General features: G+C 64.4%; 13 protein-coding genes. 9 read left to right on the top strand and 4 right to left on the bottom strand.

The genetic code is table 11. The annotated features are described in order from the left end of the window. Positions 1–30: 30 nt before the first annotated feature. Together PGP17_RS10900 and PGP17_RS10895 are read left to right on the top strand one after the other, a co-directional pair. Positions 31–2,037 (top strand): tetratricopeptide repeat-containing sulfotransferase family protein, encoded by a 2,007-nt coding sequence (locus tag PGP17_RS10900; protein WP_270375334.1) that lies wholly within the window; start codon positions 31–33, stop codon positions 2,035–2,037. A 45-nt stretch (positions 2,038–2,082) separates the two neighbouring features. Beyond that, on the top strand, positions 2,083–4,017 hold the full coding sequence (locus PGP17_RS10895; RefSeq protein WP_270375333.1) for a BCCT family transporter: 1,935 nt from the start codon (positions 2,083–2,085) through the stop codon (positions 4,015–4,017). Between the two features lie 12 nt (positions 4,018–4,029). Here PGP17_RS10895 and PGP17_RS10890 read toward each other — a convergent pair whose 3' ends face one another. After that, positions 4,030–4,740: a flavodoxin family protein gene (locus PGP17_RS10890; protein ID WP_270375332.1), complete on the bottom strand. Its 711-nt coding sequence runs from the start codon at positions 4,738–4,740 to the stop codon at positions 4,030–4,032. Between the two features lie 90 nt (positions 4,741–4,830). Next, complete coding sequence (locus PGP17_RS10885; protein WP_135945766.1) at positions 4,831–5,664, bottom strand: aldo/keto reductase; 834 nt, start codon at positions 5,662–5,664, stop codon at positions 4,831–4,833. Between the two features lie 145 nt (positions 5,665–5,809). Here PGP17_RS10885 and ruvX point away from each other — a divergent pair, with 145 nt between their 5' ends. Genes ruvX through PGP17_RS10870 form a run of 3 tightly spaced genes read left to right on the top strand, consistent with a single transcriptional unit; the run spans position 5,810 to position 8,108 of the window. After that, positions 5,810–6,274 (top strand): Holliday junction resolvase RuvX, encoded by a 465-nt coding sequence (gene ruvX / locus PGP17_RS10880; RefSeq protein WP_135945767.1) that lies wholly within the window; start codon positions 5,810–5,812, stop codon positions 6,272–6,274. Next, the gene (locus tag PGP17_RS10875) at positions 6,271–7,203 is read left to right on the top strand and encodes an AEC family transporter (RefSeq protein ID WP_135945768.1); all 933 of its coding nucleotides are present in this window, start codon (positions 6,271–6,273) and stop codon (positions 7,201–7,203) included. The genes ruvX and PGP17_RS10875 overlap by 4 nt, the downstream gene beginning before the upstream one ends. Then, entirely contained in the window at positions 7,200–8,108 is a 909-nt protein-coding gene (locus PGP17_RS10870; protein WP_270375331.1) for an AEC family transporter, read from the top strand. The genes PGP17_RS10875 and PGP17_RS10870 overlap by 4 nt, the downstream gene beginning before the upstream one ends. Positions 8,109–8,186: 78 nt before the next feature. Here the strand turns inward: PGP17_RS10870 and PGP17_RS10865 are convergent, their stop codons facing one another. After that, positions 8,187–8,585, bottom strand: coding sequence for a hypothetical protein (locus PGP17_RS10865; RefSeq protein ID WP_135945770.1), 399 nt, complete (start codon positions 8,583–8,585; stop codon positions 8,187–8,189). 248 nt (positions 8,586–8,833) lie between these two features. Here PGP17_RS10865 and PGP17_RS10860 point away from each other — a divergent pair, with 248 nt between their 5' ends. Genes PGP17_RS10860 through dprA form a run of 4 tightly spaced genes read left to right on the top strand, consistent with a single transcriptional unit; the run spans position 8,834 to position 12,810 of the window. After that, entirely contained in the window at positions 8,834–9,808 is a 975-nt protein-coding gene (locus tag PGP17_RS10860) for an aspartate carbamoyltransferase catalytic subunit (RefSeq protein ID WP_135945771.1), read from the top strand. Further along, positions 9,805–11,067, top strand: a complete 1,263-nt coding sequence (locus PGP17_RS10855; RefSeq protein ID WP_270375328.1) for a dihydroorotase — start codon at positions 9,805–9,807, stop codon at positions 11,065–11,067. The genes PGP17_RS10860 and PGP17_RS10855 overlap by 4 nt, the downstream gene beginning before the upstream one ends. Positions 11,068–11,083: 16 nt before the next feature. Next, positions 11,084–11,683: a glycerol-3-phosphate 1-O-acyltransferase PlsY gene (plsY, locus tag PGP17_RS10850; RefSeq protein WP_270375327.1), complete on the top strand. Its 600-nt coding sequence runs from the start codon at positions 11,084–11,086 to the stop codon at positions 11,681–11,683. Next, positions 11,680–12,810 carry a DNA-processing protein DprA gene (gene dprA / locus PGP17_RS10845; RefSeq protein ID WP_270375325.1) on the top strand — a complete coding sequence of 377 codons (1,131 nt, stop codon included), beginning with the start codon at positions 11,680–11,682 and terminating at the stop codon, positions 12,808–12,810. Before plsY ends, dprA begins: the two co-directional genes overlap by 4 nt. Here dprA and PGP17_RS10840 read toward each other — a convergent pair. After that, a complete protein-coding gene (locus tag PGP17_RS10840) occupies positions 12,807–13,016 on the bottom strand; it encodes a hypothetical protein (RefSeq protein WP_270375323.1) in 210 nt (69 codons plus the stop codon). The two genes, dprA and PGP17_RS10840, sit on opposite strands and share 4 nt — an antisense overlap. Positions 13,017–13,038 lie beyond the last annotated feature (22 nt).

Raw genomic sequence — 13,038 nt, 5'->3', positions numbered from 1 at the left:
GGGGCGCTTTCACATTTTCCATCGGAGACGATGTCCATCGTGCCGGATGATGCCCAAACCCCGCAGTCACGTTTGAAAGCGGCCCAGAGCGAAATGTACCAGGGCCGGTTCGACCAGGCCCGGGCGCTTGTCGACGAGTTGCTGGCCACCGAACCGGACAATGTCGAGGCGCTCTACATCAGCGCGGTCTGTGCCCGCTATCTCAAGGACTTCCCCGGAGCCCACGCTCGGCTCGAGCAATTGAAATCGACCGCGCCCGATTTCGGACGCGGGTTTCAAGAAGAGGGCCACCTTTTCAAGGCCGAAGGCCAGGCAGAGGCCGCGCTTGAAGCCTACAGGCGCGCGTGCCAGTTCAATCCCGCCCTGCAGGCCAGCTGGACCGCACAGGCCGAACTTCTCCAGGCCGAAGGTCGCGAGGCCGAGGCGCGGCAGGCTCACGCCCAGGCCGATCGCATCGCCACCCTGCCCCGCGAACTCGTGGCAGTGACGAATTTTTTATATGAAAACAAGCTTCTCAAAGCTGAGAAGCTCTGCCGCGCCTTTCTGCAGAAGCACCCCAGGCACGTCGAGGGCATGCGTCTTCTCGCCGAGATCGGCAAGCGCTTTGGCGTTATGGAGGATGCCGAATTCCTGCTGGAAAGCGCGGCCGAGTTCGAGCCGGACAACATCCAGGTTCGCCTCGACTACATCGACGTCTTGCGCAAGCGCCAGAAGTTCGAGGCGGCGCGCGAAGAGGCCGAAGCGCTCTACAATCGCGACCCGGAGAGCCCGGTTTTCCAGTCCCGACTGGCCGTGGAGCGGATGCAGACCGGTGACTTCGAAGGCGCGGTCGCGCTCTTTGATCGCGTCCTGGAAACCCTGCCCGAAGACCCGGTCACGCTCACCTCGCGCGGCCACGCGCTGAAGACTTATGGGCGCCAGGACGAAGCGGTCTCTGCCTACCGGACCGCGGCTCGCATCAAGCCCGATCACGGCGATGCCTGGTACGGGCTGGCCAATCTGAAGACCTACACGTTCACCGACGACGAGCTGGCCACGATGGCCGCGCGCGAAGGCGAGCCCGGCCTGTCGTTTCAGGATCGCATCTATCTCTGCTTTGCGCTCGGCAAGGCGTACGAGGACCGCAAGGCGTTCAAGGACGCGTTCGCCTATTATGAGCGCGGCAACGAGCTCAAACGCGTCCAGACCCGCTATACCGCCGACCAGATGGAACAGGAGTTCGCCGCCCAGAAGGAGTTCTGCACGCCCGACCTCTTCAAGGCACAGGCCGGCAAGGGTCACTCCGCCGCCGACCCGATCTTCATCGTCGGCCTGCCGCGCGCCGGCTCGACCCTGATCGAGCAGATCCTGGCGTCGCACAGCCAGATCGACGGTACGCTGGAGCTGCCCAATATCCTCTCGCTCTCCCACCGCCTGCGCGGTCGCAAGCAGATCAGCGACCGGACGCGCTACCCGCGCATCCTGCACGAACTTTCCGACGAGCAGCTGAAAGAGCTGGGCGAGCAATACATCGAAGGCACCCGCATCCATCGCAAGGGCGCGCCCTTCTTCACCGACAAGATGCCGAACAATTTCCGGCACATCGCCCTTATCAAGCTGATCCTGCCCAATGCCCGGATCATCGATGCGCGCCGTCACCCGATGGCGTGCTGTTTTTCGGGGTTCAAGCAGCTTTTTGCCGAAGGCCAGGAATTCACCTACGGGCTGGAAGAAGTCGGGCGGTATTACCGCGGCTATGTCGACCTGATGCGCCACTGGCATGAGGTCCTGCCAGGCGATATCCTTCACGTGCAGTACGAGGACGTGGTCGATGATCTGGAAGCCCAGGTCCGCCGTATCCTTGACTATCTCGGCTTGCCCTTCGAACAGGCCTGCGTCGAGTTTCACAAGACCGAGCGCGAAGTGCGCACTGCAAGCTCCGAGCAGGTGCGTCAGCCGATCTTCAAAACGGGCAAGGAGCAATGGCGCCATTTCGAGCCCTGGCTCGATCCGCTCAAGGACGCGCTCGGCCCCGCCCTCATCGACTATCGCGACTAAAGACTTTCAAACCTACAGCCCGAAGCGGCAAGGACGTCCATCGTCATGAAAAAAATCGAACCTGCGGTGTTTTTCCCGGCAGCGGCGCTCGTCGTCATCGGCGTGGCGTTCGCCATCTTCTACTCGGAAACGGCGGAAACCTTCTTCGCCGGCCTTCAGGCCTCGATCACCACCAATTTCGGGTGGGTGTACACGATCGGCGTCGGCATCTTTCTGATCGCCTCGATCGTCGTCGCGCTGTCCGACTGGGGCCGCATCAGGCTTGGCCCCGACGACTCGGTCCCCGAATACGGCTTCGCGCCCTGGTTCGCGATGCTGTTCTCCGCCGGCATGGGCATCGGCCTGATGTTCTTTGCCGTGGCCGAACCGGTCACGCACTATCTCAACCCGCCTCAAGGCACGGGCGAGACCGTCGACGCGGCTCGCGAGTCCATGGTGCTGACCTTCTTTCACTGGGGCATCCACGCCTGGGCGATCTATGTCGTGGTGGGGCTGAGCCTAGCCTATTTCACTTACCGCCATGGCCTGCCGCTGACGATCCGGTCCGCGCTCTACCCGCTTATTGGCGACCGCATTTACGGCCCGATCGGCCATGGCGTGGATACGCTCGCCGTGCTCGGCACGCTGTTCGGGGTCGCCACATCGCTCGGCTACGGCGTTACTCAGATCAATGCCGGACTGAACACCCTGTTCGGCATCGAGATCAGCGCCCAGGTGCAGGTTATCCTGATCGCCCTCATTACCGCGCTCGCCACTGCCTCAGTGGTGGCCGGCCTCGATGCGGGCATCCGGCGCCTGTCGGAGTGGAATCTCTACCTCTCGATTGCCTTGCTGCTATTCGTTTTCATCGCCGGGCCCACGCTCTTCCTGATGGGCGCCTTCGTGCAGAATATCGGCGACTATATCGACCAGATTGCCTTCCTTACCTTCAATGTCGACGCCTATGGCGATGCGGGCTGGGTGAACGCCTGGACGCTCTTCTACTGGGGCTGGTGGATCAGCTGGTCGCCTTTCGTCGGCATGTTCATCGCGCGCATCTCGCGCGGGCGCACTGTCCGCGAATTCATTCTCGGGGTGCTGTTCGGGCCGACCCTGTTCACATTCCTGTGGATGACGATCTACGGCAATTCGGCGCTCAGAGAGATACTGGCCGGTAGCGGCGAGGCTATCCTCAACACCGTTCGCGACGGGCAAAACGAGCTGGCTCTCTTCGCCTTTCTGGACACACTTCCGCTGAGCTCCATCACGTCGGTCATGGCGGTGGTTCTGGTCACGACCTTCTTTGTGACCAGTTCGGATTCCGGTTCTCTGGTCAAGTCGACGCTCGCGTCTGGCGGTTCGCTCAATCCGCCCCTCTTCCAGCGCCTGTTCTGGGCCATCCTGGAAGGCGTGGTCGCGGCGGTCCTGCTGCTCGTCGGCGGCCTGGCCGCGCTTCAGGCCGCGACCATCGCTGCGGCGCTGCCCTTCACCATTGTCATCGTGCTCGCTTTCATAGGCCTCGTGCGTGCCTTCGGCGTAGAGAGCCAGCGCAAACGCGGCGTCAAATCAGCGGCGCAATTGCCGGTGGAAGGCGCGACCGTGTCCTGGCGCGCGCGGCTGAGGCTAATGTATTCGCGCCCGAACGAGACCGAGGTCTGCAACTATCTGCGCAATACGGTGGAGCCGGCGCTGCGCGAAGTGGCCGACGAAATCAACAAGCACGGCTATGACGCTTCGGTTGAACTCAGCGAGTGCGAAACGAAGATCACCGTCCTGCATGGCGACAATCCCGAATTCGTCTATGGCGTGTGGGCCAAGGTTCACGAAGAGCCGCATTTTAACGTCGAAGGCGAATCGGTGGAGCAGTACGCACGCGCCGAGGTCTTCCTGTCAGGCGGCGGCCAGCACTACGACGTCTACGGCTACTCCAAGACGCAAATCGTGCGCGATGTGCTGCGCCATTACGAGCACCACCTGCAATGGCTCTACCATCTGAAGTGATTGGGTCACGGCCTAGTCGGCGGGCGGGTGTCCGAACCGTTCGCCGTCATTCCAGGCGGGGATCTGATTGCCGTACGGCGGGATACCGCCGGCATCCTTGAGCATCCGCGCCAGGTGAAGCAGATTCCAGGTCATGAAGGTCGTATTACGTCGGGTGAAGTCATTATCCGGCCCGCCCGAGCCCTCGTCGAGATAGCTCTTGCCGGGACCGATCTCGCCAATCCAGCCGCTATCGGCCTGCGGCGGAATCGTGTAGCCGACATGCTGAAGGGCGTAGAGCATCCCCATCGAGACGTGCTTCACCCCGTCCTCATTGCCGGTGACCATGCAGGCACCGACCTTGCCGTAGAAGACATACTGGCCGTCTTCATTCTGATCGCCGGAATGCGCATAAAGCCGTTCGATCAGGGTGCGCGCGGCCGAGCTTTCCTCGCCGAGCCAGATCGGGGTTCCGACCACCAGGATGTCGGCCGCCTTGATGATCTTCCACAGGTCCGGCCAGGCATCGCGGTCCCAGCCATGCTCGGTCATGTCCGGCTGCACGCCCTGGGCGACATCGTGATCGACGAGGCGGATCGTCTCCACGCTGACGCCCTGCTTTTCCATGATGGCCTGTGCGTTGGTCATCAGGCCTTGCGTGTTGGAGGTCTGCGGGGACCGCTTGAGCGTACAATTGACGAAGACGGCCTTCAGGTCGGTGTAGCTGGCAGGCGGGCGGGACATGGCGGATTCTCCTTCATTGCGGCCTTGGCCAAAAAAAACACCCCCTGCGCCGAACGCGAGGGGGTGTTTGAGAGTTCGATCCAGTCCGCGCTAGGCAGCGGTATCCCAGGCAGGCGCCCATTTGGGATCGACGATGCGGCCATCGGGCGTGTGCAGCGCCCCGATCTGCGCCATCTCGTCATCGCTGAGTTCAAAGTCGAATATCTCGAAATTCGACGCGGCGTGCTCACGGCTGGACGAGCGGGGAATGGCAATGACCCCGTCCTGCTGGATCAGCCAGCGCAGCGCCACCTGAACCGCAGACTTGCCGTGACGGTCCGCGATCTTCTCGATCGTGTCGTTGCCGATGACATTCGCTTGGGCAATCGGGCAGTAAGCCGTCAGTCCCATGCCGTATTTCTTGCACGCATCAAGAACCGGGCGCTGGTCGATGAAGGGATGGAATTCGACCTGGTTGACGATCAGCGGCGCTTCGGAAAGCTCGACCGCCTCGCCCATCCACTGGGTCGGAAAGTTGGAAATACCGATGTTACGCGTCAGCCCTTCACGCTTGGCATTGTTGAGAGCCTCGATCGTCTCCTTCAGCGCGACCTCGTGGTTGGGCCAGTGCAAAAGCGCGAGATCGACCGTATCGGTCTTCAGCTTGACGAGGCTTTCCCGCAAGGATTGCTCCAGATCGCCCTGTTTGAAGCGGTCGAGCCACACTTTCGTCGTGAGCCATATGTCGTCGCGCGCGACTCCGGATTCCTGGATGCCCGCGCCGACATACTCCTCATTGTCGTAGGCTTGCGCGGTATCGATATGACGATAGCCGATGTCCAGCGCGTCCTTGACGCGGTCGCGTGCCGTGTCGCCCTCAAGCTGCCACGTGCCGAAGCCCAGCTTGGGGATCGTCGCGCCGTGAATTTCTTCGACTGGAACCATGTCGTGGGTCCTCCATTCGTCTCTGCTCGTGAATTTGGGCTCGGCCAATCAACGCCATGGCTGCGCGCTTGGATGCATTCGCACTGTAACCTCTCGCGCGGCTGCGCTCTTTCCTTCGACGTGTCAGGGGTGTACCTCGACGCCCATGCTGTTCCTTGATCCTGCGCATCTTCCTGCTGGTCCGCTGATGGGGGTCGATCCCGGCTCGAAGACGCTCGGGATCGCCGTGTGCAATTCGGCGCGCACCCTGGTCACGCCGTTGACGACGATCCAGCGCACCAAGTTTACTGCCGACGCGCAGGCCCTGCTCGCACTCTATGACGAGCGCGGATGTACCGGGCTGGTCGTCGGCCTGCCTCTCCACATGGACGGTGGCGATGGACGGCGTGCCCAGTCCTCGCGTTCCTTCGTCACGAATCTTCTTCGCGTGCGCGACCTGCCCGTCGTCTACCAGGACGAACGCCTGTCCACCTTCGCGGCAGGCGAGCGCCTGCTGGAGGCCGGGGTGAAGCATGCGGGCCACAAGGCACGCATCGATGCCGAAGCCGCCGCGATCATCCTGTCCAACGCCATCGACGCTATCGAGGCGGCAGGGGACGAGGCCCCGTGAATCCGGTCGTCACCGCCCTCATTCCGATTTTCGGGGTGATCGCGCTCGGCTGGGGGCTGCGCCGGACCGGCCTCGTGGCGACAGAGCTATGGGGCGGCATCAACCGGCTCTCCTACCAGGCGCTCCTGCCCGCCCTGCTTTTCTCTACGATCAGCCAGGCCGACTATACCGGCCTGCCCGCGGCAACCTTTCTCATTGCCGTCACGCTGGGTTTTCTGGTGATGGGCGCGATTGCGCTCGCCTTCCGTCCGCTGCCCATCGACGGCCCAGCCTATACCAGCCTGTTTCAGGGCTCTGTGCGCTGGAACGGCTTTGTCCTTCTGGCGCTCGCCGCGCCGGTCTTCGGACCGGAAGGCGCAGCCCTCGCCGCTCTCGTCTTCGCCCCCACCGTGCCGCTGATCAACGTGATGTGCGTCGCCGCTCTTTCAGTCTGGGGCGCAAGCGAGCGTCCGCTCAATCGACGCCTGATCCTGATGCGCATTGTCACCAACCCGCTCATCCTGGCCTGCGTCGCCGGCGCCGGCGCGAACGCGCTCGGGCTCTTCCGTGACGGGCCGGTGGCCGATACGGCCGCGCTCGCGGGCCGCGCCGCGCTGCCTCTCATCCTCCTTGCGATCGGAGCCGGGCTGGACTTCTCCGCCCTCAAGGCGCGCCCGCGCCTGCTGACCCTGGCGGTCGCGCTCAAGCTTCTCGTCGCGCCCCTGGTTTTCTACGTGCTCGGCCGCCTGTTCGGGGTGGAGGGCGTTGCCCTCGCCGTCCTGACCGCCGTCGGCGCCACTCCGGGGGCGGCCGCCAGTTACGTGCTGGCGCGCGAGATGGGCGGCGATGCCCGCCTGACTGCCGGGCATGTGACAGCAACGACGATTCTGGCCGCCCTCTCGCTGCCGATCTGGATTTCCATCGCCTGGCCGGGAGGAATGGCCGGATGATCGCCTCAGTTATCCATGGCTTCCTGCCGGTCTTCATCGTAATTGCCTGCGGCTACGCGCTTCGTACCTCGGCCATCGCGCCGGACTTCGTCTGGGCCGGGGTAAACCGGCTGAACTATCGCGTGCTCCTGCCGGCCCTGCTGTTCAGCACACTGGCCGGAGTCGATCTGCTCTCGCCGTCGGCCGGCCGCCTTGTCTTGCTGGCCCTTGCCGGAATCGCCCTGGTCGGCGTCACCGCCTTTGCATGGTCCGCCGTGCTGGGCCTCAGCCGGCGCAATCGCGCCGCAATGCTGGCGACCACCACGGTCTGGAATTTCGTGCTGGTTCTCAGCCTGTCGCAAAACCTGTTCGGCGCCGAGGCCGTCGAGATCGCGATCATCATTCTGGTGCCTGGTGCGATTCTCGGGACGCTCATCAGTCGAGTTGCCGTCGCGCCTAATGCAAACCTTAAGGCCCTGTCAGGCGCAGCGCGAGATCCCATCGTGGTCGCCTGCCTGCTCGGCCTCGCCGCGAGTCTGACGCCGCTCTCTGATATCACGCTGGTCATGCGTCCGCTGGAGATCATCGCGTCGGCCTCCATCGGACTGGTCCTTCTGACCATCGGAGCAGGACTGGACTTCGCAGCGCTGCGTGGGCGTTATGTGCCGCTTGTCTCCGCAGCGTTGATCCGGGCTGTCGTCTCTCCGATCATCTTCCTTGGCCTTGGCCTTGTGGCCCGGCTCGGCACGCTGGAGCTTGAAGTCCTTGTCCTCGCCGGCGCAGCGCCGACCGCTGCCTTTATATATGCCCTGGTAGCCGAGTCCGAAGGCGAGCACGGTCTCACTGCCGGCATGATCACTGCGAGCGTCCTGGTCAGCGCCCTCAGCGCTCCCGCGTTCATTCTGATCGCGCGGTCACTGGCATGAGGCCGGGTGCAGCGAACAAGAACCTGGATTGAGCCGCATCGCCTTCAGCACCGGCTTCATTGTCATCGCACAGGCGATCTAGCCCGATTGCGAGAGGGAATCCTCTCCGTCAGCGCAAATCCACTCGATCGCGGCGTCCGCCGCTGTGAACGCGCACGTGTCGATGCCCAGCTGTCTTGTAGATTTGAGCAGATCGCTCCACCAGACTTCTACCTCTCCGCGGTGAACCAGAGCGAAGCGGCTCAAACCCGCCTTGACCATCCCTTCGGCGAGCGCCTGGGGCTGAATCTGGACGACTCGCTGTCCCAAATCGATGTCGGCGTGGTCCAGGTCGAGCACAATCCGGTGAAGGCTTTCACCGCGGATCATCGTGACCATCTCTTCGATGGCTTCGAGTTGCTCCGGCATGGAGGCGCCGTCCTGAACCCGTCCGAACAAGCCTTCGAAATCAAGCACCCGCCAGTTTTGAAGCGACATTTTTGTCAAGCCTCCCCGCAAAAGAATTCATATAGTTTATAATTATAAAAACTCCAGCTTTATTCATTTTTATAAATAGAAACCGCTTTCTTTGTTACATTTTCGGTAGCCAACCCACCCCGAAAGAAGTTTATATTCCGCGCGCATGCACTTGCATCAGGTGCGCGCGAACGGGCACGCCCGCCCCTTGCCGCGCCGGTCCGCGCCCCCTATACCGCCGCAACGCTTTGGCTTGGAGGCATGTGCAGATGGGGCGCGCCCGCTTCGCCTATGACTTCCCGCATCGCAATCTGTTGAGCGTCGGCGCGCTCAACCCGCTGGATGTTTCGATGCTGTTCAAGCGTGCGGGCGAGCATTTCGAGCGCAACCGCACGCCGGACAAGAAAATCGACGCGCTGCGCGGTCTCAGCCAGATCAATCTCTTCTTCGAACCGTCCACGCGCACCCTGGCCAGCTTCGAGCTCGCCGGCAAACGACTCGGTGCGGACGTCGTCAATTTCTCGGCAGGCAATGCCTCCATCAAGAAAGGCGAGAGCCTCGCCGACACGGCCGAGACACTTGCGGCAATGCGCCCGGACCTGCTGGTCGTACGCCACGCCAGCGCCGGGGCGGCAGCCTTCTTTGCCGAAGTGACGGGAATCTCCACCATCAATGCTGGCGACGGGGCGCACGAGCACCCCTCCCAGGCTCTGCTGGACACTTTCACGCTAACCCGACGCTGGGGCGAGATCGGCGGCAAGCGGATCGCCATCGTCGGCGATATCGCCCATTCGCGCGTCGTACGCTCCAATGTGTCGCTGATGAATTTGCTCAATGCCGAGGTGCGCCTCTGTGGTCCCTCTACCCTGCTCCCGGCCAATGCCGACCGCTGGGGCGCGAGCGTGTTTCACGACCTCGACGAAGCGCTGGAGGGCTGCGACGCGGTCATGGCGCTTCGCATCCAGCGCGAACGCATGGGGGCAGGGCTGATCCCGTCCGAGCGCGAATACGCCGCGCTTTACGGTCTCACCCATGACCGTCTCGAGCTGGCGAATCCTGATTGCGTCGTGATGCATCCCGGCCCGATGAATCGCGGCGTGGAGATCGACGCCGCCCTCGCTGACGACCCCGAACGCTCGGTCATCCTCGACCAGGTTGAAAGCGGTGTGGCGGTGCGCATGGCGATCCTGGAAATGCTCGCCGGCCAGGCCCCCAACATGCGCTATGACGAGGGCGAGCAATGACCCGCTACCTCATCACCGGAGCGCGTATTGCCGACCCGGCGTCGGACCGGCTCTACGAGGCCGATTTGCGCATTGCCGACGGGTTCATTGCCGGGATCGGCGACCTTGACCCTTCCGACGAGGAGGAGGTGATCGACGCGCATGGACGCCTCCTTGCTCCTGCCCTGATCGACATGCGGGCCCATAGCGCAACGCCTGGCGGCGCTGCGAGCGCCGAGCGCCTGTCCCAAACGGCCAGCGCGGCAGCCTCGGGCGGGATCGGCACGCTGATCCTCGCCCCGAACGGGGCGTGCGGCCTGTCCTCGCCGGAAGATATCGACTGGCTGGACGCCCAGGCGCTGACCCTGCCGGTCCGGGTCCACGGCGCCGGCCTCGTCGCAGCAAAGGGCGAACTGAACGAGATCGGTTTGATGCTGCGCGCCGGCGCACTTTATCTCAGCGATGGCGGCCAGCCGATCGCCGACAGCCGCCTGGTCCGGCGTGCCCTGTCCTATGCCGCCGGCTTCGAGGCCTGGGTCAGCCTGCGCCCCGAGGACGCCCACCTGATCGCCGGCACGGTCGCGCATGAGAGCGACCTGTCCTCGCGCCTGGGACTGCCCGCCCGTCCCGGCGTCTCCGAACGCTTCGGCGTGGAGCGCGATACCGGCCTCGCCGAGCTGACCGGCGGACGCCTGATCCTCGATCGCGTAACCACCGCTGACGGCATCGCTGCAGCGCGGGCGGCGCGCCAGCGCGGCCTCGAAGTCGCGATCACCGTCCCGGTCAGCCATCTGGTGTTCAACGAGGTCGATGCGGGCAATTTCGATGCGCGCTACCGCCTCGATCCGCCTCTGCGCAGCGAGGAGGATCGTCTCGCCCTGATCGACGCGCTGGCCCGCGGCGTGGTGGACGCCGTGGTCTCCGCACACACCGCGGTGGGTAGTGTCGCCAAGGCTAACCCGTTCGCGGACGCGGTTCCGGGAACGACCAGCCTTCATGCCCTGCTGCCCGCCCTGCTGACACTCGTGGAGACCGGCCAGCTCGACCTGCTCTCAGCGCTGCGCCCGGTCACGAGCGGGCCTGCCGACCTGCTCGGCCTCGCCCAGGGCCGAATCGAGGAGGGTGCCCCGGCCGACCTGATCCTCATCGATCCCTCCGCCCCCGTGGTGCTGGGCGACGGCGCCGTGCGCGGCGGAGCGAAGAGTGCGTTCGCGGGCCGTCGTCTGTTCGGTAAAATCTTGATGTCTTTCATCGAAGGCGCGATTATCCTGCAACCTTGATCTCCTGAGAGGCGCAATGGCGTTCGACCCCCTCATTCTTCTGGCCGCCATTGGCGGCTATCTGTTCGGCTCGGTTCCGTTCGGCCTGGTCCTGACCCGCCTCGCCGGACTGGGAGACATCCGCACGATCGGCTCGGGCAATATCGGCGCAACCAACGTGCTGCGGACCGGGCGCAAGGATCTGGCCCTGGCCACGCTCGTTCTGGATGCCGGCAAGGCCGGCTTTGCCTGTCTCGTCTTCGCCGCCCTCGTCTCCACCCCGGCCGGCCTCGTGGCAGGCGGCGCCGCCTTTCTGGGCCATTGCTTTCCAGTCTGGCTCAAATTCAACGGCGGCAAAGGCGTCGCCACCTTTCTCGGCACGCTGCTGGCCGCGGCCTGGCCGGTCGGACTGCTGACCTGCGCGACCTGGCTCGGCGTGGCATTGCTCATGCGCTTCTCCTCGCTCGCCGCCCTGGTGGCGGCCGCTGCGGCGCCTCTCCTTGCACTCGCTGCCGGACGCGCCGACGTGGCTCTCCTCGCCCTCTTCCTGGCGGTCCTGATCTTCTGGCGCCACCGCACGAACATCACCCGCCTGCTCGACGGTAGCGAGCCGCCGATCGGAGCGAAGAAGACGTGAAGACCCGCGCGCTTTCGCCGGACCAGCGTCTCGACTGGCTCCGGCTCGCGCGCACCTCCGGCGTCGGCCCGGTCACTTTTGCCAAGCTCATTGAGCGCTTTGACGATGCCGCCGCCGCCATCGACGCTTTGCCCCGCCTGGCCAGGCGAGGCGGTCGCATCGATCCGCTCAGGACGGTCAGCCGCGATGATGCCCGGGGCGAGCTCGATCGTCTCGATGCGCTTGGCGCCCGCCTCCTGTGCGCCTGCGAACCCGGATATCCGGCTCTCCTACGGGCGCTCGAGCCGCCGCCGCCGGTCCTGTCCGTGCTCGGCCCGCTCGATCCAGACGAGCGACCGGCTTGCGCCATGGTCGGCTCGCGCAATGCCTCGGCGATCGGCGTGCGCTTCGCCGGTGACATGGCCCGCACACTGGGCGGTCACGGCGTCACCATCGTGTCCGGCCTGGCACGAGGCATTGACGGGGCAGCCCACGCCGCCGCGCTGGAAACCGGCACGATCGCAGTCATCGCCGGCGGACTCGAGCATATCTATCCGCCCGAGCACGAGGCGCTGTACCGCGCCATTGGCGAGCAGGGTCTGATCGTGAGCGAATGTCCGCCGCGCTACCAGGCCGGCGCGCGCGATTTCCCGCGCCGAAACCGGCTCATCTCCGGCCTCTCGCTCGGCGTGCTGGTAGTCGAGGCCGCCGAACGTTCCGGCACGCTCATCACGGCGCGCTATGCGCTCGAACAGAACCGGGAGGTGATGGCCGTCCCGGGTTCGCCCATGGATCCCAGGGCCAGAGGTACGAACCGGCTCCTGCGCGACGGCGCCGCTCTTGTCGAAACCGCCGACGACGTGCTCAACGTGCTTCACTCGGCCCGCCGGCCCGTCCTGGAAGAACCCTCGCCACCCGATTTCGAGGATGAACGCGACATGTCCGCGGAAACCGATGCTCAAGCCGACCGCATTCGCGATGCGCTGCTCTCCCGGCTGTCGACCGTGCCGGTCGCGCGCGACGAACTGACCCGGCAACTCGGTGTCCCGGCCCAGGTGGTTCTCGCCGCGCTGATCGAACTGGAGCTGGCCGGCCGGGTTGAGTTGCTGCCCGGTGCTCAGGTCTGCCTGAGCTGGCCCGAAACCTAGACCTCGTCGCCTGTCTCCACGACGCCGGTCGGAGTGACATGCTCCTGATGGACCAGCTTCGCACAGGCGGTCAGAAAGGCGCTGGAGCTTGGCAAGTCGACCGCCAGCGCCAGAATCGCCGCAGAGTCCAGAAGTTCAGTGAGATAGTCTACCGCCGCGTCCGGATCACGCTGCAGGTTTCCAATATCGCCCAGGGGATCAGCCATTCGTGGTTCCTGCTTCGATAGC

This window comes from Marinicauda sp. Alg238-R41, from assembly GCF_947331485.1.
Lineage (GTDB): Bacteria > Pseudomonadota > Alphaproteobacteria > Caulobacterales > Maricaulaceae > Marinicauda > Marinicauda pacifica.
The sequence above is the reverse complement of the archived record's forward strand: the minus strand, read 5'-3'. Positions and strand labels throughout refer to the sequence as shown.